The 24478-nt window shown below is 30.9% G+C and carries 25 protein-coding genes, 1 tRNA gene and 1 other annotated feature; of the genes, 16 read left to right on the forward strand and 10 right to left on the reverse strand.

All coding sequences use genetic code 11. From position 1 onward, the window contains the following. The 3 genes from CUL_RS0101850 to msrA are packed head-to-tail and all read left to right on the forward strand — an operon-like array spanning position 1 to position 1774. Positions 1–696, forward strand: a complete 696-nt coding sequence (locus tag CUL_RS0101850; RefSeq protein WP_005582327.1) for an LrgB family protein — start codon at positions 1–3, stop codon at positions 694–696. A gap of 20 nt (positions 697–716) precedes the next feature. Then, positions 717–1271 carry a signal peptidase I gene (lepB, locus tag CUL_RS0101855; RefSeq protein WP_005582328.1) on the forward strand — a complete coding sequence of 185 codons (555 nt, stop codon included), beginning with the start codon at positions 717–719 and terminating at the stop codon, positions 1269–1271. A gap of 26 nt (positions 1272–1297) precedes the next feature. Continuing rightward, the gene (gene msrA / locus CUL_RS0101860; protein WP_005582330.1) at positions 1298–1774 is read left to right on the forward strand and encodes a peptide-methionine (S)-S-oxide reductase MsrA; all 477 of its coding nucleotides are present in this window, start codon (positions 1298–1300) and stop codon (positions 1772–1774) included. 67 nt (positions 1775–1841) lie between these two features. Here the strand turns inward: msrA and CUL_RS0101865 are convergent, their stop codons facing one another. Beyond that, entirely contained in the window at positions 1842–2489 is a 648-nt protein-coding gene (locus tag CUL_RS0101865) for an HAD family hydrolase (RefSeq protein WP_051403476.1), read from the reverse strand. A gap of 230 nt (positions 2490–2719) precedes the next feature. Between CUL_RS0101865 and CUL_RS0101870 the strand changes: the two genes are divergently transcribed. Continuing rightward, positions 2720–5044 (forward strand): anaerobic ribonucleoside triphosphate reductase, encoded by a 2325-nt coding sequence (locus tag CUL_RS0101870; protein ID WP_025640334.1) that lies wholly within the window; start codon positions 2720–2722, stop codon positions 5042–5044. Between the two features lie 11 nt (positions 5045–5055). Beyond that, the gene (nrdG, locus tag CUL_RS0101875) at positions 5056–5565 is read left to right on the forward strand and encodes an anaerobic ribonucleoside-triphosphate reductase activating protein (protein ID WP_025640335.1); all 510 of its coding nucleotides are present in this window, start codon (positions 5056–5058) and stop codon (positions 5563–5565) included. A 45-nt stretch (positions 5566–5610) separates the two neighbouring features. On the opposite strand, the gene CUL_RS0101880 is transcribed toward nrdG, so the two are convergent. Further along, complete coding sequence (locus tag CUL_RS0101880; protein WP_005582336.1) at positions 5611–5946, reverse strand: 4a-hydroxytetrahydrobiopterin dehydratase; 336 nt, start codon at positions 5944–5946, stop codon at positions 5611–5613. A 162-nt stretch (positions 5947–6108) separates the two neighbouring features. Here CUL_RS0101880 and CUL_RS0101885 point away from each other — a divergent pair, with 162 nt between their 5' ends. Then, entirely contained in the window at positions 6109–6570 is a 462-nt protein-coding gene (locus tag CUL_RS0101885) for a YbaK/EbsC family protein (protein WP_005582337.1), read from the forward strand. A 67-nt stretch (positions 6571–6637) separates the two neighbouring features. Here CUL_RS0101885 and CUL_RS0101890 read toward each other — a convergent pair whose 3' ends face one another. Genes CUL_RS0101890 through CUL_RS0101900 form a run of 3 tightly spaced genes read right to left on the reverse strand, consistent with a single transcriptional unit; the run spans position 6638 to position 9297 of the window. After that, positions 6638–7399, reverse strand: coding sequence for an ABC transporter ATP-binding protein (locus tag CUL_RS0101890; RefSeq protein ID WP_005582338.1), 762 nt, complete (start codon positions 7397–7399; stop codon positions 6638–6640). Then, positions 7362–8264: an ABC transporter permease gene (locus CUL_RS0101895; RefSeq protein ID WP_025640336.1), complete on the reverse strand. Its 903-nt coding sequence runs from the start codon at positions 8262–8264 to the stop codon at positions 7362–7364. Before CUL_RS0101895 ends, CUL_RS0101890 begins: the two co-directional genes overlap by 38 nt. Before the next feature lie 40 nt (positions 8265–8304). After that, positions 8305–9297 (reverse strand): ABC transporter substrate-binding protein, encoded by a 993-nt coding sequence (locus CUL_RS0101900; protein ID WP_005582342.1) that lies wholly within the window; start codon positions 9295–9297, stop codon positions 8305–8307. Positions 9298–9398: 101 nt separating this feature from the next. After that, positions 9399–9636: a binding site (T-box leader), on the reverse strand. Positions 9637–9846: 210 nt separating this feature from the next. On the opposite strand from CUL_RS0101900, the gene CUL_RS0101905 reads away from it, so the two are divergent. Further along, a complete protein-coding gene (locus tag CUL_RS0101905; RefSeq protein ID WP_025640337.1) occupies positions 9847–10365 on the forward strand; it encodes a cysteine hydrolase family protein in 519 nt (172 codons plus the stop codon). Between the two features lie 26 nt (positions 10366–10391). Continuing rightward, complete coding sequence (locus CUL_RS0101910; RefSeq protein WP_025640338.1) at positions 10392–11108, forward strand: SIR2 family NAD-dependent protein deacylase; 717 nt, start codon at positions 10392–10394, stop codon at positions 11106–11108. A gap of 56 nt (positions 11109–11164) precedes the next feature. Here the strand turns inward: CUL_RS0101910 and CUL_RS0101915 are convergent, their stop codons facing one another. Genes CUL_RS0101915 through CUL_RS0101925 form a run of 3 tightly spaced genes read right to left on the reverse strand, consistent with a single transcriptional unit; the run spans position 11165 to position 13860 of the window. Continuing rightward, positions 11165–11992 carry an ABC transporter permease gene (locus tag CUL_RS0101915; RefSeq protein ID WP_025640339.1) on the reverse strand — a complete coding sequence of 276 codons (828 nt, stop codon included), beginning with the start codon at positions 11990–11992 and terminating at the stop codon, positions 11165–11167. A 23-nt stretch (positions 11993–12015) separates the two neighbouring features. Further along, entirely contained in the window at positions 12016–12840 is an 825-nt protein-coding gene (locus CUL_RS0101920) for an ABC transporter permease (RefSeq protein WP_005582346.1), read from the reverse strand. 12 nt (positions 12841–12852) lie between these two features. Then, positions 12853–13860 (reverse strand): daunorubicin resistance protein DrrA family ABC transporter ATP-binding protein, encoded by a 1008-nt coding sequence (locus CUL_RS0101925; protein WP_005582347.1) that lies wholly within the window; start codon positions 13858–13860, stop codon positions 12853–12855. A gap of 237 nt (positions 13861–14097) precedes the next feature. Between CUL_RS0101925 and CUL_RS0101930 the strand changes: the two genes are divergently transcribed. After that, positions 14098–15246 (forward strand): baeRF3 domain-containing protein, encoded by a 1149-nt coding sequence (locus tag CUL_RS0101930; protein ID WP_025640340.1) that lies wholly within the window; start codon positions 14098–14100, stop codon positions 15244–15246. A 13-nt stretch (positions 15247–15259) separates the two neighbouring features. On the opposite strand, the gene pepT is transcribed toward CUL_RS0101930, so the two are convergent. Beyond that, entirely contained in the window at positions 15260–16492 is a 1233-nt protein-coding gene (pepT, locus tag CUL_RS0101935; protein ID WP_025640341.1) for a peptidase T, read from the reverse strand. A gap of 417 nt (positions 16493–16909) precedes the next feature. Between pepT and CUL_RS18230 the strand changes: the two genes are divergently transcribed. The 5 genes from CUL_RS18230 to CUL_RS0101960 all read left to right on the forward strand — a co-directional run bounded on the left by CUL_RS18230 (position 16910) and on the right by CUL_RS0101960 (position 20554). Next, positions 16910–17080 (forward strand): aspartyl-phosphate phosphatase Spo0E family protein, encoded by a 171-nt coding sequence (locus tag CUL_RS18230; protein ID WP_005582349.1) that lies wholly within the window; start codon positions 16910–16912, stop codon positions 17078–17080. Positions 17081–17372: 292 nt separating this feature from the next. Next, the gene (locus tag CUL_RS0101945; RefSeq protein WP_005582350.1) at positions 17373–18248 is read left to right on the forward strand and encodes a DegV family protein; all 876 of its coding nucleotides are present in this window, start codon (positions 17373–17375) and stop codon (positions 18246–18248) included. Between the two features lie 105 nt (positions 18249–18353). Continuing rightward, a tRNA-Lys gene (locus CUL_RS0101950) sits at positions 18354–18429 on the forward strand. A gap of 251 nt (positions 18430–18680) precedes the next feature. Next, positions 18681–19406 carry an HAD family hydrolase gene (locus CUL_RS0101955; RefSeq protein WP_005582351.1) on the forward strand — a complete coding sequence of 242 codons (726 nt, stop codon included), beginning with the start codon at positions 18681–18683 and terminating at the stop codon, positions 19404–19406. Between the two features lie 86 nt (positions 19407–19492). Continuing rightward, entirely contained in the window at positions 19493–20554 is a 1062-nt protein-coding gene (locus CUL_RS0101960; RefSeq protein WP_025640342.1) for a GerMN domain-containing protein, read from the forward strand. A gap of 345 nt (positions 20555–20899) precedes the next feature. Here the strand turns inward: CUL_RS0101960 and CUL_RS0101970 are convergent, their stop codons facing one another. Next, positions 20900–22768: an ATP-dependent helicase gene (locus CUL_RS0101970; protein ID WP_025640343.1), complete on the reverse strand. Its 1869-nt coding sequence runs from the start codon at positions 22766–22768 to the stop codon at positions 20900–20902. Between the two features lie 208 nt (positions 22769–22976). Between CUL_RS0101970 and CUL_RS0101975 the strand changes: the two genes are divergently transcribed. After that, positions 22977–23531 carry a phosphatase PAP2 family protein gene (locus CUL_RS0101975; protein ID WP_025640344.1) on the forward strand — a complete coding sequence of 185 codons (555 nt, stop codon included), beginning with the start codon at positions 22977–22979 and terminating at the stop codon, positions 23529–23531. A 69-nt stretch (positions 23532–23600) separates the two neighbouring features. After that, entirely contained in the window at positions 23601–24410 is an 810-nt protein-coding gene (locus CUL_RS0101980; protein ID WP_051403478.1) for a nitroreductase family protein, read from the forward strand. Positions 24411–24478 lie beyond the last annotated feature (68 nt).

Consider the following 24478-nt stretch of genomic DNA (forward strand, 5'->3'; position numbering starts at 1 on the left):
ATGACTATGTATTTAGATACTCCATTATTTGGTATGACCCTATCAATAGTTGCATTTATTATTGGAATATTCATAAATAAGAAAAGTAAAATAGCAGTTTTCAATCCTTTGTTATTATCTGCAATAATTATAATAGGCTTCTTGTTATATTTTGATATAGATTACGAAACCTATAATAAGGGAGGAAGCATTATCAGTTTTTTTATTGCACCAGCTACGGTAGTTTTAGCAGTACCATTATATAAAAATATTAAATTGCTTAGAGAAAGATGGTTTTCCATACTAATTGGAATAACTGTAGGGAATTTAGCAGGACTTTTTACCATTTTTATATTGAGTAAATTTTTAGAAATAGACCATACGATTATGATTTCCATGCTACCAAAATCTACTACCTCTGCTATTTCCATGGAAATAGCAGAGCAAATAGGAGGAATACCAGCCTTAGCCGTAGCCTTTACCTCAGTGGCTGGAATAGGAGGAAATTTTATTGGAGAATATATTTTAAGATTGTTTAAAATAAATGATAAAGTATCAAAAGGAGTAGCTTTAGGAACTGCTTCCCATGCCCTGGGAACTGCAAAGGCTATAGAAATAGGAGATACGGAAGGAGCCTTAGCTTCTCTATCAATAGGTGTTGCTGGAGTTATTAGCGTATTTTTAATTCCTTGGTTTATGAACCTATTATCAATATAAATTCAAAGGAGAAAATAAATATGAAAAAGGAAATTATAGAATGGATAAAATCTATAGGCATAGCTTTAATATTAGGATTTATTATTACTTCCTTTATAGGAGGCACAAAAGTTCATGGCAGTTCTATGAACCCTACTTTGAATCAAGGTGATATATTAGTAATGTTTAATAGTAAGAAGATTAGCAATGGTGATATTGTAATAATCAATACGGATTTAGAAATTACACCCCAAGATTTAGAAGGGTTAAATCCTATAAGTAAATGGAAAGTAGGAAATACTAAAAAGCTAGTAAAGAGAGTAATAGCTACAGAAGGGGATAATTTAGTAATTGAAAAGGGTAAAGTTTTTTTAAATGGCTATGAACTAAAGGAAGATTATATTAAGGGAAATGAAACCTTTGGCGATTTGCGAATAGAGAAGATTCCAGAAGATAAAATATTTGTTATGGGAGACAATAGGGGAAATAGCTTTGACAGTAGGAGTAAAGAGCTTGGATTAGTGGATGTGGATGATGTGAGGGGGAAGGCTATTATTCGTATTTATCCTTTTTTAAAGTTTGGTATAGCCAAGTAATTATTAAGAATAAAGGAGTTGAGTAAATGAAAGAAATTATATTAGCAGGAGGATGCTTCTGGGGAGTAGAAGAATATATGTCAAGGGTTGAAGGAGTCACGGAAACAAAAGTGGGTTATGCTAATGGCACTACAGAAAATCCTACCTATGAAGAAGTATGTACCAATACTACTGGCCACGCAGAGGCTTGCTATATTAGGTATGATGAAAAGGTAATATCCTTAGAGGATTTACTCAATAGGTTTTGGAGAATAATCGACCCAACATTATTAAATAGGCAAGGACCAGATATAGGTAGTCAATATAGAACAGGAATATATTATATAGATGAGTCGGATTTACCAACTATAATGAAAACTTATGAAGAACAAAAAAATAAATATGGTAAACCCATAGTTACAGAAATAGAATCATTAAAGGTGTTTTATAAAGCAGAAGAGTACCACCAAAAGTATCTAAAAAAGAATCCAAATGGATATTGTCATATTGATCTAAACGCTTAGCTATATTACAATTGCATTACAAATAAGTTCCTTTCCTGGTGCCTGGCACCAGGAAAGGAACTTATTATTAATTGAATAGCTTTCTTAGTATATCAATATCCAATTTATTATAATTCTCTACAACTAAATCTGCCTTTGATAGATCTTGGTTACCAGAATTTTTATTTTGAAAGCCAATACATTTCATTCCAGCGGCTTTTGCTGCTCTTACGCCATTATAAGCATCTTCTATGACTAGACAGGCTGTTGGTTCTATTTTCATCTTTTCAGCTACAGTTAAAAATATTTCTGGATCTGGTTTTCCTTTACTCACCTCTTCACCGCTTATAAATAATTCCATATATCTATCCAAATCAAATTTTTTTATAATAGCATTTACCGCTTTTTTATTATTTGAAGAGGCTAAAGCCATAGGATACCCTTCATTATATAGGGTTAACATGAATTCTTGAAAATTTTCAACTAATTCGATTCTATAAATATTTTCAATAAACCTTTCCTTCTTCATCTCAATCATTTCTTCTACAGAAGGTTTTAGATTAAACTTTTCTTTAAAAGTACTCCACATATGATAGTCTGTAGTACCTACAAAAGATTTATGCTCTTCTTTGGTGATTTTACCCCCAAGTTCCTCCAACAAACTCCTTTCCAATTCAAAATGTAATGGCTCGCTATCAACAATTACTCCATCCATATCAAAAATTATAGCTTTCAAAATATCTCCCCTTTAATTGATTTATAGTTATATTTTTAATATAATAAATGATGTTGTTTTAAATATTACTCCATATAAATATATACTAAAACCAATATCAAGTCAAAAGATGTAGTACGAAAGTAATAAAATTATTTTTATGCTTCTAACTATTGACACTATATATTGAGGTTTGATAATATAGAAGGGCAACATATTGTAAATCATCTAGCAAATAGGGGGTAAAGAACTTGATTACTAAAATTAAAAAAAGAGATGGTAGAGAAGTGCCTTTTAATATAGAAAAGATTGCTAATGCAATTTTTAAAGCAGCTCAAGCTGCTGGTGGACATGATTACGACACTTCTTTAAAATTAGCTGAAGACGTGACATTTCTTTTGAATGAAAAATTTAAAGATAATACTCCTGAAGTAGAAGATATTCAGGATATGGTAGAAAAAGTCCTTATTGAAAATGGTCATGCGAAAACTGCCAAGGAATACATATTATATAGAGCTGAAAGAACTAGGATTAGAGAAATGGATACTAGGCTTATGAAGGTTTATGAGGATTTAACCTTCAAGGATGCTCAAGATGTAGATATTAAGAGAGAGAATGCCAATATTGATGGTAATACTGCCATGGGGACAATGCTCAAATACGGTTCTGAAGGAGCTAAACAATTTTACGATCTATTTGTTTTAAATCCTGCCCACTCTAAAGCCCATAAAAATGGGGATATACATATTCATGATTTGGATTTTTTAACATTAACGACTACTTGCTGCCAAATAGATATTGTAGAATTATTTAAAGATGGCTTTAGTACAGGTCACGGTTATTTAAGAGAACCTCAGGATATCCAAAGCTATTCTGCCCTTGCTTGTATTGCTATCCAATCTAACCAAAATGACCAGCATGGTGGCCAAAGTATTCCAAATTTTGACTATGGAATGGCTTTAGGAGTAAAGAAAACCTATATAAAATCCTATAGGCAGAATTTAGTTAAGAGTGTTGAATTATTGATAGATGATGTAGATCTAAGTGATAATCTGAACAATATATTTAAAGTTTTAGAAAAAGAATATGACCTTGTGCCTACTTTAACCGATAACCACAGGTATAATAATAAAGAAGCAGAATATCTAAATGAGTTGTTAAACGATGAAAAGTTAGTAGCCAAAATACAAAAATTTGCAGCAAAAAATGCCTATAAGGATACAGATACTAGGACTTATCAGGCAATGGAGGCATTAGTTCATAATCTAAATACCATGCATTCTAGAGCAGGAGCTCAGATACCTTTTAGTTCCATTAACTATGGTACGGATACTTCAGTGGAGGGTAGGATGGCTATGAAGAATTTGCTTCTGGCTACAGAAGCAGGGCTAGGAAATGGTGAGACACCCATATTTCCTATACAGATATTTAAAATTAAAGAGGGTATTAACTATAATGAAGGAGATCCGAATTACGATTTGTTTAAATTAGCTTGTAGAGTAAGTGCTAAAAGGTTATTTCCAAACTTTTCTTTTATTGATGCTCCCTACAATCTTAAATATTATAAAGAGGGCCAGCCAGAAACGGAAATTGCATATATGGGCTGCAGAACAAGGGTTATAGGAAATGTTTATGATCCCTCTAGAGAGATAGTCAATGGAAGAGGTAACTTGAGTTTTACAACTATTAATCTACCTAGATTAGGTATTAAAAATAAAGGTAATATGGATGGTTTCTATAAGGAATTAGATAAGACCATGAACCTAATAATAGAGCAGTTAATAGAGAGATTTGAAATACAAGCTAGTAAAAAGGTTCATAATTTTCCTTTTTTAATGGGACAAGGGATTTGGATTGATTCGGATAAACTCCATAAGGATGACTATATAAGAGAAGTATTAAAACATGGTACCCTATCAATAGGTTTTATAGGATTAGCCGAATGTTTAAAGGCTTTGACGGGTTATCATCATGGAGAAAGCAAAGAGTCCCAAAAAATCGGATTAGAAATAATACAATATATGAGAAAACGGATGGATGATGTAAGCAACCAATATAATATGAACTTTACCCTTTTAGCTACTCCAGCTGAAGGTACTGCTGGTAGGTTTGTTAAAATGGATAGGGAAACATTTGGGACTATTAAAGGGGTTACTGATAGGGAGTATTATACCAATAGTTTTCATGTACCAGTATATTATGAAATTACAGCCTATGAAAAGATAAGTATAGAAGCTCCTTACCACGAACTAACCAATGCAGGCCATATTACATATATAGAATTAGATGGAGATCCTGCACAGAATTTGGAAGCTTTTGAGAAGGTAGTTAGATTTATGAAAGAATCTGGAATTGGCTATGGTTCAATAAATCATCCAGTAGATAGGGATCCAATCTGCGGATATACTGGAATAATAAATGATATATGCCCAAAATGTGGTAGAGCTGAAGGAGATATAAAATTTGAGAGGATTAGACGAATTACTGGATATTTAGTAGGTACCTTAGATAGATTTAACGATGCAAAACGAGCCGAAGAAAGAGATAGAGTGAAACATTTATCCTGTTCTAAATAAGAGGTGTTTATATGGAAGAAAAAATAAAGATTGCAGGGATTATAAAGGAGTCTATAGTCGATGGGCCAGGTATAAGATTAGTCATATTTACCCAAGGATGTGTCCACAATTGCATAGGTTGCCATAATCCTGAAACCCATTCCTTTAGCAATGGTTATTATATGGATATAGATAAAATAGTAAAAATGGTTAAAAGAGACCCTTTATTGGATGGGATAACTTTAAGCGGAGGTGAACCTTTCCATCAAGGAAAGGTTTGTGCTATTCTAGCTAATGAAATTAAAAAAATGGGTTTAAATATAGTAACTTATACTGGATATACTTTTGAAGATTTAATGAAAGAGATAGATATAAATAGTAGTTGGAAGGAATTATTATACGAGACGGATATTTTGATAGATGGTAGATTTGATATAGAAAAAAAGAGTTTGTTATTGAAATTTAGAGGTTCAGAAAACCAAAGAATAATCGATGTGAAAAGTTCTTTAGAAAAAAATAGAGTAATTATTGCAGATATATAAAATGAGAGGCAGCTAGATTAAACTAGCGCCTCTTAACTTTATCCTTTAATTTAATCTAATTTCATCAATTTTTGCCGCTAGTATAAAATCATTTTCATGAAGGCCACCAATTTTATGAGTCCAAAGTCGGATGACTACTTTTCCCCAAGAAAGATAGATATCAGGGTGATGACCTTCATCTTCGGCAATATTCCCTACTTTATTAGTAAAATCTAGAGCTTCTTTAAAATTTTTGAATTTGTAGGTTTTTTCTATTTTTTTATTATCTATTACCTTCCAACCATCTTTTAAGGATTTATGGTATTCTTTGATTTCATCTGGTTCTAAAGTTGGGGCTCCAATACTACAGGGTATACATTTTTTAGCAGTTAAATTTTCCATCTTTTCACCAGCCTTCCTTATAAGGTACTATATTTAAACTATACCCATAAGGGCATAGAATTATCAATAATATGAAATTAGACTTTAATACTTGAGGGTTTTCTGTTAATTTTTTCTTTATATGCTATAATTATAATAAAAATTATTAAGAGGTGGATGGAAATGACGGTAGAGAGTGTAAAAAAATATATAGAGGAAGCAGACTTGGATTTAGAAATCATTGAGGTGGATACTAGTACAGCAACAGTAGAGTTGGCTGCGGAGGCATTAGGTGTTCAGCCTGCCCAAATAGCAAAAACTATGGCTTTAAGGCTTAAGGATAGGGATATATTAATTGTTGCAAAAGGGGATGTGAAAATAGACAATAAAAAGTTTAGAAAGTATTTTAAGGAAAAAGCCAGATTTATTAGGGCAGAAGAATTGGAAGAAGCAACAGGACATCCTGTAGGAGGTGTATGTCCATTTGGTCTTAGTAAACCACTAGGTATATATTTAGATATATCTTTAAAAGAATTCGATTACGTTTATCCTGCTGCTGGAGGGGCTAATACTTGTGTAAAAATAGGAGTAGGTTATTTAGAGGAAATAACAAAAGGAACTTGGGTAGATGTTTGTAAAGGTTAGGAAATGGAGAGGGCTTTAATGATGTTAAATCTTCCGAGATGGGGGCTCTCTCCATATTTAAATTTAGCTAAGCCACATTCTCCAATTTTTCTCTATATATTTTTATCAATTGGTTTTCAGTAACATCTATACTTTTTTTATCTAATATTATCTTGCCTTTATCTAACATTATTATTCTATCGGAATGCTCTATGGCATCCTTCATATTATGTGATATCATCATAGTAGTGATAGAATATTTTTCTATTAGTTCCTTTGTTTTTTGCATTACTACATTAGAGGTTTTTGGATCTAATGCAGCCGTATGTTCATCAAGTAATAATAAATCAGGATGTTTCATTGCGGCCATTATTAAGGATAGAGATTGCCTTTGACCACCAGATAGAAACTTTACTTTAGTGTGGAGTTTGTTTTCTAAACCTAGATCCAAATCCTTTAAAATTTCCCGGTATTTATCTATATTATCTCTCTTTATTAGTCTTCTTAAAGTAAACTTCTCTCCCTTTTTATCAGCTAATGCCATATTTTCTAATATTGTCAAGGAAGGGGCTACTCCAATAGATGGGTTTTGGTAAACTCGACCTATATATATTGCCCTTTCATCTTCTTTAAAATTAGTAATATCCCTTCCATTCAATATTATTTGGCCCTTATCTGCTTTTATACTTCCACCTATTAAATTGAGAAGGGTACTTTTACCACAGCCATTAGGGCCAATGATTGCAGTACATTTATTTTTTTCTATTTCTAAATTAAAACCGTTGAATATTTTCAATTCATTATCTGTATCTTTATTGAAGCTCTTTGATAGTTTTTTTATTCTTAGCATATTTCTCCCCACCCTTAATCTTTTTAAAATCTATTAAATCAGCAAAAAAATTGTTATAGGATAAAAATACTATTACTATAATTGCAGATACTGCCTTTAGGTCAGAAGGTTCTAATCCTAAATCTATGGCTATACCGCCGATTAGTTTATAGATAATTGCTCCTAAAATGGCTCTTGTTGTGTTTTTAATTCTATTTGACCTCTTACCTATAGTATCTCCAATTATAATAGAGGCAAGAGCTACCACTATAATAGAGCTGCCCATGGTTATATCTACAAAACCTTGTATTTGTGCCATTAAAGCGCCACTTAAGGCTACTAAACCATTAGCTAGCATTAGACCAAGAACCTTGTACCTATTACTATTTTTACCTAAAGACCTTACTAAGGATTCGTTATCGCCAGTAGCAATTAATAAATAACCTATTTCAGTTTTAAAGAATTCATCTAAAGCTATTTTAATTATTAATACCAATACTATTAGTATGACAACGGTTGTTCCTAAATCATAAACTGAACTATAACTAAATAATGGAACATTGGCTTTCCCATTGGTTTTGAGATTTACAGAATATAATATAGTCATAGTTAAAATTCCTGACAATAAGGGTTTTATTCTTAATTTTGTAAAAAGAATTGCTGTTGACAATCCGGCCAAGGTGCCAAAAAAGAAGGCCAATAGGGTACTAATTATTGGATTGATTCCAATAGAGATAAATTTGGCAAATATGAAAGCGCCAAAGGGAAAAGTACCTTCAACTGAAAGATCTGCTATATCCAATATCTTATAAGTTATAAGTACCCCCATAGCTAGAATTCCAAATATAAGTCCTTGTTCCAGTGAAGTCATAATCAATGAATTCATCGGTAAAACCTCCATTTTCTATATACTACTAAATTTAAACTTAATCACCAACTTTTATACTATCCTTAAACAAGGGTAAATTTTCATCTAAACCTAATGCTTTCAAAGTTTTTTCATTTACTGTTGTAATAGTTTTTTCAGCTAATCCAACGGGTATAGAGGATATTTCTTTTTTATCTACTAACACTTCCTTTGCCATTTGGGCTGTTTGTTTTCCTAATTCATAATAGCTAAGACCATTTGTAATCAATAGCCCACCCCTTACTTGAGTTTCTTCAGCAGATACTGTTATTATTTTATTTTCTAAGGCTTTCTCCTTTACTAATTCTACGGAAGAAGCAACCATATTATCTGTAATCATATATAAAGCATCAACCCTTTTAATTATAGAATCTAATGCTTGGGGTAGTTCATTTACATTACTGACTCCAACTGTAACTACTTCTAAACCTAGTTTAGGTGCTATATCTTTTACTTCTTCTACTTGGACTTCTGAGTTGGCTTCGCTGGTATTGTACAATATACCTATAGTATTTATATTTGGGTCAATTTGTTTGAACATTTCTAACTGGGATTCAGTTGGCGCCTTGTCAGAGGTTCCAGTCACATTGCCTCCAACATTTTCCCAACTTTCTACTATTTCAGCCTTTTCCGGATCCGTTACAGCGCTAAATAGTATGGGTATATCTGAGGTAGCTTGTTTAGCAGCTTGGGCAGCTGGCGTTGCAATGGCGAATATTAAATCTACTTGGTCTTTTACGAATTTCTGTGCAATACTAGTTGCAGTTGGTATATCACCCTGGGCATTTTGATAATATATTTCAGCTTCTACTCCTAGCTCCTTTAACTTATCTTCAAATCCCTTCCTGGTATCGTCTAAGGCTGGATGTTCCGCTAATTGGCTGATGCCAATTTTAAATACTTCTTTCTGTGGATTACTAATGGATTCTTTATCTCCAGAGTTACATCCGGATAAGATGGTTATACATGTTAATGCAAATGCTAGTAAAATCCAAATTTTTCTTTTATTCATTTAAATCCTCCTCAATAATATTTTTTAAAAAAATGAGTTAGGTTTGAATTTTGGGGTAAAAAAAATCTTTCGTTCCTACAAATATAGCTTTTAACTATACTTATAGGGACGAAAGATTATTATCCGCGGTACCACCCTTATTATGACAAAAGTCATCGCTCATTCAGACCTAACAGTCCTATCCCCTGTAACGATGGGCTTTCGGATTCGTCTACTCGATTAGACTTTTAACGAATCAGCTCAGGAGTGAATATTACATATCCCCTTAATGTTGGTTTTCACCTAATCCAACTCTCTGTAATTAAGTTAGGATATCTTTTTCTCCATCAATGCTTTTTTATATTAGATATTATAATAATACTTTAAAGGGTTAATGTCAATACTTTATTTTGAAATTTTTTTATAAATTTTATAAAATTAAAGTAATAATCCTATTTACTGGCATTGAATATGGATTAGTTTGAAGGATTTTTAAAAAGAAAGTAGAATAATTAATATGATATACTGTATTTAGGGATAATTAATAGCATAAATATGGGGGTGTTGTAGATGAAGGCATTATTAATCATCGATATGTTAAAGGATTTCATAGATGAGGATGGAGCACTGACTACAGGAACATCAGGAAAGGGAATAATTGAATTTATTAAAACCAAAACAGATGAATTTAGAAAAAATGGCTATCCGATTGTCTATATATGTGATAACCATGAAAAAGATGATAAAGAATTTGAAATGTTTTTACCTCATTGTATAGCCAATACAGAGGGTAGCCAAATAATTGAGGATTTAACTGTAAAAGATGAAGACAAAATTATAATAAAAAGACGATATAGTTCATTTTTTGGTACTGATTTAGATCTATATTTAAGAGAAAAAGGAGTAGATGAAATCTATTTAGTTGGAGTATGTACTAATATATGTGTCCTTTATACAGCTGCAGATGCTAGGAATTTAGAATATAAAGTAAATATCTACAAAGAAGGAGTAGCTTCTTTTGATGAAGAGGCTCATAACTTTGCATTAAAGGAAATGAAAGATACCTTAGGTTGCAAAGTGATAAAATAAGAATGAATAAAAATGGAGTTGATTCAATGAAGGATAATATAAAAAAACTGGCCCATATTATTAAGAATTCAAATAATATGGTAGTAATGACCGGAGCGGGAATGGATACGGAAAGTAATATACCCGATTTTAGATCTAAAGATGGATTGTGGTATAAAATGGATCCAGCAAAAGTAGCTACTGTAGAAGCCTTACACCAGAATTATCCATTATTCCATGAATTTTATTCAGCAAGAATCAAAAATATGGATAATATTACTCCCCATGAAGGCCATTATGTATTAGCAGAATTGGAGGAAAAAGGCTATATAAAAAGTTTAGCTACTCAAAACATTTCTGGATTACATGCTATGGCAGGGAGTAGAAATATTTACGAACTCCATGGCAATATAAGGGAGATAAGATGTAATGAATGTCATACAAGCCATTCTATTGAAGAATTTTTAGATAAGAAAAATTGCAATAACTGTGGGAAGAATGCTTTAAGGCCGGGAATAGTTTTATTTGGAGAAATGTTACCTACTAATACTTGGCAAAGGGCCATGAGAGATGTGGAAAACTCAGAAATTTTAATGGTTATAGGTACCAGTTTACAAGTATATCCAGTAAATCAGATGCCTTATATGACTAGAGGCAAGACTGTATATATTAATATGGAACAGGCTAGAGGATACGATTTTGATATTGAAATAATAGGTAGAGCAGGGGAGGTTTTAACTGAATTAAAGGAAATGCTATTATAAATCTTATAAAGGTGGTAGGTTTTAAAAAGCCTACCACCTTTATATAGGGAGTATAATTAATGAAAACCAATATTTCCTACAGTTCTACAGTGCTTTTCTACTTTTATTAGTATCTTATATCCTAAAAATATTCCAATTATCATGAACCCAACTAAAATCAGCTGTTCTAAATGGATTGGAAGTAAAGTGTTTGTACCCAATAATACCCCTCTTAAAGAATCATAGCCATAGGTTATGGGTAAGGATAAGGATATAGGTATTATAACTTTTGGCAATACGGTAATGGGGAAGGATTCACCAGATAACATGTTCAAAGAAAAATTGGTTATATCTATTATATTATTAGCATTGTTGGTCATCAACACTAAAGAGGCAATTCCAAAACCTAAACCATATAGGGCTATTAGCATAGGTAAAAGGGTAATTATTGCTGGGAGTATTCCACCTGTTATATTGAATCCAAACATAATCCAGATTAAAATGGCTACAGTTAAGGAATTTATAGTAGTCATAATTAATGAGAAAATAGACCTTCCTATTAGCTGAACCCAAAGGGGAATAGGTGTAAGCCAATTGGATTCAATTACTCCTACATCCATTTCATTTTTTAAAGAAAATCCCATACCCCATAATACTGAACTGATAAAACTACTAACGATACTTCCAATTACCAAGAAAGCCATATAATCTGTAGTACCTGAATATTGGCTAAAGCCTATGTTTTCACCATTTATCTGAAAGGCTTTAGAAAGGAAGTATACTGGGGTAATCCATATTATAGGTTCAACTATTCTAAACACCGCATTGGCTGGATATCTAAAAAATATTTTTGCATCCTTCTTTATTATTGCTTTTATTGCTGATAAATAATTTTTAAATTTCAATTTGTTTCCCTCCAATTCCTAAACTAATAATGTCCTAAGGAACCAATTGTTTTTGCCTTGTTTTGGGTATAGAAAAAGGACAATATACCTAAAAGCATCAGGATAATACCAGATATTATTAAGAAATTTATTTCTCTGGAAATATCCCCAATTTTAGCACCAGATGCAATAACTGCTCTTAAAGCATTTATGCTATGGGTCATAGGTATAAATTGGGAAATTTTCTTCATCCAATTAGGGAGTACTGCCAATGGATAGGTTATTCCACAAAATATGGTCATAATTCCTCTGACCAAAAATACCATTGAATTAGCTTCTTTAGCCCACAAGACTAAGGATGCAAAGATAAATCCAATTCCATAAACAGCAGGTATGGATATTAATATTATCAACAGTGCCAACAAAGGGTTTCCAACAAATACAAAATTATAAAATATTTTAAACTCTACAACTGAAACCATTATAAAAATAATGCTAATTAATAACTGGGAGATAGAATATCCAAACAATATGCTAATCTTAGGTATTGGACAAAGCCAATTGGATTCTAAAGTACCCCTCATTTGTTCCATTCTTAAGCTGGAGCCAAAGGACCAAAGCATAGAATTTATCCACATCCATACGGTAGTTCCTATTAGCATATAGGTTGTATAGTCGGTAGTACCTGCAATTGATTTAAACTGGGATAAAGAGCTACCTCCAGTACCAGATAATGCCTTTGCCGTAAATAAATATCCAAATGGAAATATAACAGGCCATATTAGCAATGAAACAAACCAGGATGGATATCTTAACATTATCCTCCATTCCTTTCTTACTACTGCAAATACAGGGGTGAAAGTATTCATAATATATTCCTCCTATTCCCTTAATGATTTTCCTGTTAGATCAATAAATACATCTTCCAAAGTAGGTTCTTCTACACTAAAATTGATAATCTTATTGTCGGATGAAATTATATTAGATATTAAATCGTTTATAGTATCAGTACCATTAGCCACATGGATTTTAGCTTCCCATCTTTGAGTTGTTTCGTTGAATTCTGATCGAATATTTCTAACAGATGGGATTTCCTTGATTTTTTCTCTAGTATAATTATTCCAATCTTTTAATTCTAACTCTATTATATTGGTTTTATTTAAACCTTTTTTCAAATTATAAGGCGTATCCATGGCAATGATCTTGCCATGATCTATTATAGCTATCCTATCACTAAGCTGGTCTGCTTCCTCCATATAATGGGTGGTCAATAATATGGTTCTACCTTCTTCCTTTATTTCCAAAATTAATTCCCTTAGGTTTCTAGCAGATTGGGGATCTAAACCTGAAGTTGGCTCATCTAAAATCAGTATTTCTGGATCTGAAATCAAAGCTTTTGCTAAAGCTACCCTTTGCTTCATTCCAGTAGAGTATTTTTCTACCGTTTCATCTGCTCTCTTATTCAGGTTAAATCGTTTTAAAAGATAATTTATTTTTTCATGGGCTTTCTTTCCTCTTATACCGTTCATGGCAGCAAAATATTCTAAGTTTTCTCTTCCTGTCAGTTTCCAGTAAATACTCCTTTCTCCTGCTAATACAGTACCTAAATTTTTCAATACTTCCATAGGTTTTTCTACACAATTAATGCCATTAATAATTGCAGTACCAGAAGTAGGTCTAAGTAAAGTAGATATCATCTTAATTGTAGTGGTTTTACCTGCACCATTGGGACCTAAAAAACCAAATATTTCACCTTTTGCTACATTGAAACTTATATTATCAACAGCGACGAATATTTCCTTTTCTTTATTACCTCTTAAAAAACCATTCTTTTTCTTTATTTCAAATTCTTTTTTCAAGTTATTCACTTCAATTGCATAATTAGTCATAAAAATTACCCCCCAGGATCAATTAATTTTCTAAATTATGGATTTACTTTAATAATAAATTAAATAAATTTAAAAGTCAATAGCAAATATTAAAATATTTAATAAAAACATTAAAATAATTAAAAATTAAATTAAAAATGTGAACTATTTTTATAATAATTTAAAAAATAGTTCAAAATCAATATTTTTGGGTACAAAATAGTTAAAGGTGTAGTTAAAATTTTAGGGGGGATTGAATTGTTGTATGAAATCATTAATGATTTTCCCAATGAAATTCTAAATGTAGAAAGTCAAGGACCCTATATATCACTATATCAACCTACCCATAGACAAAGTTCAGAAATAAAACAGGATATAATTAGATTTAAAAACTTGGTAAAAAAATTAGAGGAATCATTAAAACTAGAATATCCAAAACGTGAAATAGCTGCAATTTTAAAACCATTATATGTTTTAGCAGAAGATAATGAATTTTGGCTGCATAGTTATGATGGCATAGCTATATTGATGGTTGATGAAAAATGTGTAGTCTATAAGTTGCAGAGGAAAGTGGAAGAAATGGCTCTGGTATCCGATAGCTTTTATATTAAACCTTTAATAAGAAAGTTTCAGTCATCAGATGGCTATCAATTATTAGGATTAAATAGGAAAGAGTTTAAGTTGTTTGAAGGTAATAGATATACCCTAGATGAGGTTGAGTTACCTAGGGATATACCTAGAACGATAAAAGATGTTCTTGGAGATGAATATACGGAATCCTACTTAAAAGCAGCCTCCTATGGAGGAAGGGATAGGGCTATGTTTCACGGTCACGGTTCTAAAAAGGATGAAATCCAAATCGATATAGAAAGATTTTTTAGATTTGTAGATAGAATAGTATTAGATAGGTATTCTAGACCATCTAAACTACCTTTAATACTAGTTGCTTTACCTGAATATCATACACCTTTTAAAAATTTAAGCCACAATCCATATCTAATGGAAGAGGGTATTAAGGTAGATTTTGATTCTTTAAGCCTAAATGAATTAAGAGAAAGAGCATGGGAGCAGATGGAGTCAGTTTATTTAACAAGGACTAAAGAATTAATAGATAGATTTGAAAATGCCAGATCACAATTTCTAGGTTCAGATGATTTAGCTCAAATAGCAAGAGCAGCTTTAGAAAATAGAGTTGATACCATATTGGTAGAGGACAATAGGGTAATCCCTGGGAAAATAAATCCAGATACAAACCAGATAGAAGAAGGTAATTTAGAAGACCCTATAGTAGGAGATGTTTTAGACGATCTAGCTGAAATGGTATTTAAATCCAAAGGTGAAGTAGTAGTTTTACCGAAGGAAAGAATGCCTACATCTACGGGAGCTGCTGCCATATATAGATACTAGTAGTTAGGAACCCTTATAACTGGGTTCCTAGACTATTTAATTCAATAATTTTCAATATAAGTTCTACAGCCTTTTCCATAGAAGATACGGGAATATATTCATATTTTCCATGGTAGTTATGACCTCCTGTAAATAGATTAGGACAAGGTAATCCCATATAAGAAAGTCTAGCGCCATCAGTTCCTCCCCTTATAGGTGAAATAATTGGGGCTATATCTAATTCTTCCATTGCCTTTTTAGCCAATTGGATAATCTCCATTACTGGCTCGATTTTCTTCTTCATATTATAATAGGAATCTTCAATATTTAAAGTAATTATATCATCATATTTATAATTTAAAAATTCAACTATTTTTTCCATGATCTTTTTTTTACTATTAAACTTCTCCATATCATGATCCCTTATTATATAAGCCATTTCTGTTTTTTCTACAGAACCATTAAATTCAACTAGATGGTAAAAACCCTCGTAGTTTTCTGTATATTCAGGTCTTTCATTAACTGGAAGTATTGAATCCAATTCCATACCGATTAACATTGAATTTACCATCATATTTTTAGCAGTACCTGGGTGAATATTGGTTCCTTGAATAGATATTTTAGCACTGGCAGCATTGAAATTTTCATATTCCAATTCACCAATAGGTCCTCCATCTACTGTATAGGCAAAATCTGCATTAAACTTTTCCACATCAAAATGATCAGCCCCTCTGCCAATTTCTTCATCAGGAGTAAAGCCAATTTTTATCGTGCCATGGGGTATTTCTGGATTATTGATTAAATATTCTATTGCTGTAATTATCTCAGCAACTCCAGCCTTATTGTCTGCACCCAGTAAAGTTGTGCCATCTGTTGTGATAATAGTTTCACCTATGTAATTCTTTATATCAGGGAAATCATCAACAGATAATATAATATTTTTCTCTTCATTTAACACTATATTATTCCCAGCATAGTCTTTAATAATTTTTGGATTTACGTTTTTACCTGACATATCTGGGCTAGTATCCATATGGGCAATGAATCCAATGGTAGGAACTATCTTTTCCATATTAGATGGCAATGTTGCCATTACATAACCATTGTCGTCTACAGAAATATCTTTTAAGCCTATTTCTTCTAATTCTCCACCTAATATCTTTGCAAACTCTAATTGGTTTTTGGTACTAGGTACAGTATTAGAGTTTTCATCAGATGTAGTCTCAAATTTTACATATCTTAAAAATCTATTCATAACTCTTGACATAAAAAGCCCTCCTTTTCAAAGTTAATAATATTATATCTTAAATAATCAATTAATAATAATTTTAATTCATTTTTTATAATGAATGGAAAAGTTCTAGCTTATAAAATATCTGTTTTCATACACAAAAGTAATTAAATTATTGATATAATTATTGTTGGAAATAGTTACTTTTATACCTGTCGTAATCAAGATACATATGTTGCAATGTATGTTTTATATATAAATATTATGGTATAAAATTGAATAAGGTTATAGATTTATATTGAAAAGATTAATACAGATAGGCAAAAAATATTGATTGGAAAATGGTAAATGAAATGGTAGAATTAATGATAGTATTGTTTAGTTTTATTGGGGAACAAGGGGCAGTCAATTAATATGACCAAATAAATAATAATACTGAAGGGAATGGGGAAGATGAGTAGGGAACAGTTATTAGAGGAATTAAAAACAGAGATTGAAACTAAAAGAAAAGAGCTGAATCTATTAGTTGTAAAGGACATAAACAGGGATGAAGTTTTAAAATTCAGTGTAGAATTAGATAAACTTATAGATAAGTATTATAGTATACAGCTAGATAAAAAATGAGCAGTAATATAATATTCATCTGCTCATTTTTCATAAGGGCTGACGACTTAAATCAAATAAAAATTAAATTAACGAGTATATAATAGATAATACAATTAAAGCTATTAATATACCTATAATCCAGTACAATATCCTTTTTCTTATGAAGAAAAACTTCAATAGAACCACCCCTTATTAATCATGGTATTATAATCTATTTAAAATATTTGTAATATATGCAAGCATTTATGGTTTTAATTATTGTTCTCTAATGATATATTATAGGTATAGAATAAATGAAGGAGGAATTTTTATGTCAGTACAGATACTTAGTGATAGTGCTTGTGACCTACCTGAAGAAATATTAGATGAATATGATATAGATATATTGCCAATTATAGTAATAAAAGATGATACAGAGTATTTAGACAAAGTCACTATCGATCCTAAAGAGTTATACGACAATATGAGAGCTGGACAGGTTTATAAAACAGCTCAAATACCACCTAAAATGTTTGAAGAAAAGTTTGAAGAATATGCTGCAAAGGGAGAGGATGTAATATACATAGCTTTCTCATCAGGACTTTCAAGTACCTACCAAACTTCCGTATTAGTAAGGGATTCATTAAAAGAAAAATACCCTAATATAAATATAGATATAGTAGATTCAAAATCTGCTTCCGTGGGCTTTGGCTTGTTAGTTCATAAAGCTGCTCAAATGGCTAAAGAAGGCAAAAGCAAAGAAGAAATATTGAAAATGTTAGATTTTTATATTGAACATATAGAACATATATTTACGGTAGATAATATAGAATATTTATTTAGAGGAGGAAGGGTTACTCGTACCCAAGCTTTCGTGGGAGGATTATTGAATATAAAGCCTATTTTAGACATGCCTGAAGACGGTACTTTACGGCCAATAGAAAAGGTAAGAGGGAGAAAAAAAGTGTTGAGTAGGATGATCGAGATAATGGAAGAGAGGGGTGGCCAAGCGGATTTAAAAAACCAGGTTATTGGAATCAACCATGGAGATGATATTGAGGGAGCCATGAAATTAAAAGAGATGATTGAAGAAAAATATGGCTGTACCAAATTTGTTATAAACATTATTGGATGTGCTATAGGGGCTCATTCGGGTCCAGGGACATTATCAGTTTTTTTCCTAAATGAAAAATATGAAGAACAATAAGAAATCCAGAAATAATTTAGTCTAGATTTTCTATGTTAATAATTTTTAAAAAAGTATGGACAAACCCAATCAGTAGTAGTATAATAAATAATGTTGATTGGGTATGCACCTTTAGCTCAGACGGTAGAGCAACTGACTCTTAATCAGTGGGCCCAGGGTTCGAGTCCCTGAAGGTGCACCATAGTCAAATCAAGGCTTACAGAGGTTATCTGTAGGTCTTTTTTTATATCTATTTTCCATAATTCAAAACATTGATTAAATCATAGTCCAGGAATTGTTGAAGAATTGTTCAAAATTAGGTATAGATTATTACCAATATGAAGATTTCATTAACGAAAATCAAAATAAAATACAGAAGTTCTTTTGAAAGGTACTACTATACTTACTTGGGTATATAATATATAATAAACTAAAAAGAAATAAGGTGATTTTATGAAGAATATTGCAGCTTTTTTCGATATTGATGGTACCCTTTTTAGAAACTCTTTGATGATACAACATTTTAAAAAATTAATTAAATATGAGGTTATTGATCCATCTATATGGTATAACAAAATAAAGCCTGTTTATGAGGAATGGGAAAAAAGATATGGGGATTTTGAACATTATTTAGAAACCTTAGCTGAAGTCTATATTGATGAATTGAAAGGTGTAAATAAATCTTATATTGAATTTATTGCTTCCCAAGTTATAAATGTAAGTGGGGATATGGTATATAAATATGCAAGGGATCAGATAGAATGGCATAAAAAGCAAGGACATAAGGTGTTTTTTATATCAGGCAGTCCCGATTTTTTAGTTTCTAAGATGGCTGAGAAATATGGAGTTACTGAATGTAGAGGGACTGCCTATTTAGTAGATGAAGAAAATAACTTTACTGGAGAAATAATTAAGATGTGGAATTCTGAAAACAAGCAAAAGACATTAGATGAATTCCTGAAAAGATATGATGTAGATTTAAAAAATAGTTATGCTTATGGCGATACAGTTGGTGATTTATCAATGCTTAAAATGGTAGGGAATCCCATTGCTATAAACCCTAATAGAGAATTCTTGTTAAGAATTAGAGAAGATAAAAACCTCTTTAATAATACTATTATAATCGTTGAAAGAAAAGACGTAATCTATAAATTAAGACCAGATGTAGAAATATTGTAATGTATTTATAAAATAAAATCTGAAAATAAGGACATAATCCATATAGAAGGTTATAGAGGAAATTGAAGATAGAAGAGGTGATTGGGATGAAAAGATTTATACCTTTAATAAGTATATTGCTTTTTATTTCTATTGTATTTACTGGTTGTGGAAGAGCTAATATGCCAAGTGAAGATAATACTGTAGTTGAACCTAATGAAGAAAATTTGACTATTGCAGATTACTTTCCCTTTAAAGCAAATACGAAGATGGAATATGAGGGAATCGGAAATGAATTCGCAGAGGAGGCTATTTTTTTTGAATTTATTAAGGACAATAGGGGACAGATTAAGGTATTCAATCCAGGTACAGTTATGGTGAAAGTTTTAGAATATAAAGATGGAGAGCTGAGGGAGGTATTTAGCCAAGAAGAGTTTTATCATATTGAAAATATGCTAAATATATCCAATGAAAACAATGATATAATTTTAAAGGAACCCTTGAAGGTAGGTACATCCTGGAATACTTCTGGAGGATATAAAAGGAGTATAACTGGAATAGATATAAGTATAGAAACCCCTTATAAAAATTTTGAAGCCCTAGAAATAACTACTGAACTAGGTGAAGGTAGAAAACAATTGGAATACTATGTAAAAGGCATTGGGCCTGTAGCCTCTATCTATAAAGATGGAGAATTTGAAGTTAAGACCCTCTTAGAAGATTTGGAAAAGGAACCCTATGAAATGGATATTAGATTTTATTATCCTATGTATGATGACATTAAAACTGGATATATTGAAAAAGATATAGAATTTAACACCAATGATAGTATAGAGAGAATATTAGAATACAATCTTCAAAATCCTGGCAGGAACGGGTTAATCCCTCCTATTTCTGAAAATACCAAAATCAATTCTATAGTATTAGATAGGGGAAATCAGATGGTAAAAGTAGATTTTTCTAAGGAATTGTTAACAGATATGAATGCTGGAAGTGCTATGGAAGGAGAAATACTAAAGAGTATAGTAAATACTTTTGGTAATTTTTATGGGGTAGAGAAAGTTTATCTATCCACTGAAGGCAAACCCTATAGTTCTGGTCATTTTTCAATCGGAAAAGGTGAATTCTTTACTGTTGATTATTCAAAGGTAGAAAAACTGAATGACTAATATGTAAAAGAACCCCATTTGTTGCTGGGGTTCTTCTTATTAAGCTAAAAATCATCCTTGTTGCTATTATCATCTTTATTGTCATTTTTGTTGTTGTTTTTATTTTGATTATTATTTTTATTGCCTTTTTGATTCTTGAAAGAATCCTTTTTATTCTTAGCCACTTTTAACCTCCTCAATAAAAGTTTTTTAATGTAATTCTTCATCTATAGTATTCCAAATTAATTAAAAAATATAATAAAAATAAATTCTATTAAATTTATAGACTTAGTTAATGTTAAAGTTGAACTTAAGGTTGAAAATGGCTATAATTAAAGATTTTAAAGTATAATGTATTACATTAGGTTAAGCATTAATATTTTCCAGTTCTAATAAAAATCTTGAGGGACTAATCTTTTTACCATTTCTATTATTGTAAGTGATCAAAGTCAAATGCTTTTTGGCCCTTGTCATTCCTACATAAAAAAGCCTTCTTTCTTCTTCTAAAGCTTCAATATTTCCTTTTCTAAAAGCATCTATACTACTAGTAGGTGGAAAGTCTCCATCAATTAAATCAATTAAATAAACTCGATTAAATTCTAACCCTTTAGCAGAATGGATAGTAGATAAGGTTATACCATCTTTTATATTTTTTGATTGGGTACAAAGATATTCTAAAAATTTTAACCTACCAATAAATTCGTTAAAGTCATCGGTTTTAGAAGCGATTATTTTTATATAATTTAAGATTGTTTTTAATGAATCCAAGGTATATCCAAGTTTCATCCCACTTTCCCTTAAATAATCCCCATATCCTAAATTGTTTTCAATATGGCATATACCTTCATAGGGCTTCATTTTAGATAGTTTTTTAAAATTAAGTTTCAAATCCAGAAAATTATTTTTGTAAAAATTATTTAGTCCGGGAAGACTTAGCAATCTTTGGAATACAGATTTGTCTAAGTTCATGGTTTTGATATAATTAACTTGACTTTTAGAAATGAATCCATTCATCTTATAGTATATCCTCTTAAAGGATTGTATATTTGAATTATCATAAGATAACAAGAAAAAATTAATGATATCTTGTAATATCCAATGGTTGAAAAATTTTCTATTTACATCTTTCATGTAAAAGGGAATATTATTTCTTTCCAAATACTCTATTATACCTACAGCGGATATATTGTTCCTATATAGAATAGCTATATCACCACAATTGTCCATTTCTTTTAATTCTTCCATTAGGTATTTATATTCTTCCTCTAAACTATTTACTTTCACTATACTAATTGGCTCCATATATTGGTTTTCTGTGAATATATTTTTATTATACCTAAGAGTGTTCTTTTTTATAAATTTATTACAAACAGATACTATATTTTTGGAGGAACGATAATTTTGTTCCATATAGAATATTTTAGTGTTTTTATAAATTTTATTAAACTCAAAAAGTCCTTGAGGATAGGCTCCTCTAAAACCATAGATGGACTGGTCATCATCTGCTACTATAAATAGATTATTCTTAGGATGGACTAATATTCTAACTATTTCTGATTGGGATTTAGATGTATCTTGACCTTCATCTAACTGTATGTACTCATATCTATTTCTATATTTATTTAATAAATAATTATCTGTTTTTAATATTTCCAAAGATAGTGTGAGCATGTCATCGAAATCGATTAAATTGTTCTTACTTTTATATCTTTCGTAAATGTTATAGATTTCAACAAAGTTATCTATATCTAATTTAAATTGAGATAAAAATTCCTTTGGAGTAATAAGCATATTTTTAATATAACCTATGGAATTTATTATAGTTTCTAGTTTTTCTTCTGTAATATAATCCTTATTTATGGAAAAATATATGTTTTTAAGTATATTAATTTTGTTTAAATTTTTATTATTGCCTTCTATGAGGGTATATCTGGTCTTATTTTTAAAGGCATATTCCCTTATTAAACTATATGCAAAACTGTGAATAGTTGAAAAATGAACTGGTACAGGAGAAATATCCCCATATATACTATTGAATCTATTTTTCATATCCCTAGCAGAAGCCCTGCTGAATGTAATAGACAATATCTTTTCGGGGCTAATATTTTTATTAAGAATTAAATTAGCTGTTCTATGGATTAATACCGTAGTCTTCCCTGCCCCTGGAACAGCTAAAACTAAAGCTGGTCCATTTACATGGGATATTGCTTTCTTTTGCTCTTTGCTCAAGTTCACAAAAACACCACCTTACTAACGAAAAAATTATGCATACAAAGGCCTTACTTCCTAATCTATATTAACATGAATATGTATTTAAAAAAAGTTTAAAAAACCTTGATAGATGAATTGTTTAGTCAATTAAGTTCAAATAGGTTATAATATCTTAATAAGGGTAATAGTAAAATGGGATAATTGTATATACTAACTGTAGAGGTGGTCATAGGTGAAAAAAGGTTTTAAATGGTTCGATGAAAAATTGATTAAAATTATAAATAGAAATATGAAATCCAAATTTTTAGATAGATTTATGCCTAGGTTTACTAATTTAGGCGGTGTTGTTTTTACTACATTTTTTATTTTAATATTATTGATATTGGGAAAGGGTAAGGCTAGAACTATAGGGGTACAAGGGGCTGCAACTCTTGCTATTAGCCAAACCCTTACCTATAGTCTAAAAAGTCTATTAAGTAGAGAAAGACCCTATAATATCCTTAAGAATCTTAATACCTTTGGGATTATTTTAAAGGATTATTCCTTTCCTTCAGGACATACTTCCGCTAGTTTCTCTGTAGCTACTACCATAGCATTAAACATGCCTAAGTTATCCATCTTTGTCCTTGCTGTAGCATTGCTTATTGGTATTTCAAGAATTTATCTAGGTGTTCATTATCCAACGGATGTGGTGGCAGGTATTATATTGGGGGTAGGTTCAGCTATTGTAGTCCATGTTTATTTAATGGATTATATTAAAAGTTTAATTGATTTATTTCAAATCTAAAGGGGATTAAAATCCAATAATGGTGGTATATATTAATATATAGCAATAGAAAGGGTGATGGAATTGTTAATGAGTAATTTTTTGAAAAACAGGAAATCTACTAGGGATTTTAAGAAGAAAAAATTAGACAATAAAACCAGAACAGAAGTGTTAGAAATTTTTAAAGACCTTGAAGAAGAGGTAAATAATGAGTACTTTAATTTTATATTATTTGAAGAAGGCGATAAAATCTATAAATCCTTAGATGGTTTAGCAGGCTATGCAGGGGTGATGATAGAAAGCCCTTATTATATCGGCATTAGATTAAAAGAGGTTACGGAGAAATCTATTATAACAGCCTCTTATTATACGGAAAAATTGATGACCCTACTAGCTAATCAAAATCTTGGTACCTGCTGGGTTAATGTTAAGGATGTAGATAAGTATATTAAAGCTAATGTCCTTGGTGAAGACAACAAAAATATTGGCTACTTAGTGGCTCTAGGCTATCCTAAAGCTAAGAATCCTTTTGTGCAGGAAGCAACTAGTTCTAGATATGGGGTAAGTGATATTGTTTATAAAGATAAAATAGGTAATCCTGTAAACATAGATGAATTAGAAAGTAGAGGATTAGATGACTTATTCTATTACATAAGGTTCGCACCTTCTAATTACAATTTACAGCCTTGGAGATTTATTTTAAAGGATGATAAAATTATCTTACTAATAAAGTATTCAGATGAGGGAAAAACAGATCTTATGGATGCAGGAATAATAATGTACTATTTTAAAGCTTTAGGAGAAGTTATAGGGTTGAAGAATGAGTGGAGTCTACTAAATGAAACAAATATAGAATATGGTGATTCTGAATATAAGCCTGTTGGAGAATTCAGGTTATAAAAAAAACGACCGTTTTACGTTTTTTATTTTGTACAGTTTGGTATGAAAGGACATATAATATAATTAAA

It is taken from the genome of [Clostridium] ultunense DSM 10521 (assembly GCF_000511955.1).
Lineage (GTDB): Bacteria > Bacillota > Clostridia > Tissierellales > Tepidimicrobiaceae > Schnuerera > Schnuerera ultunensis.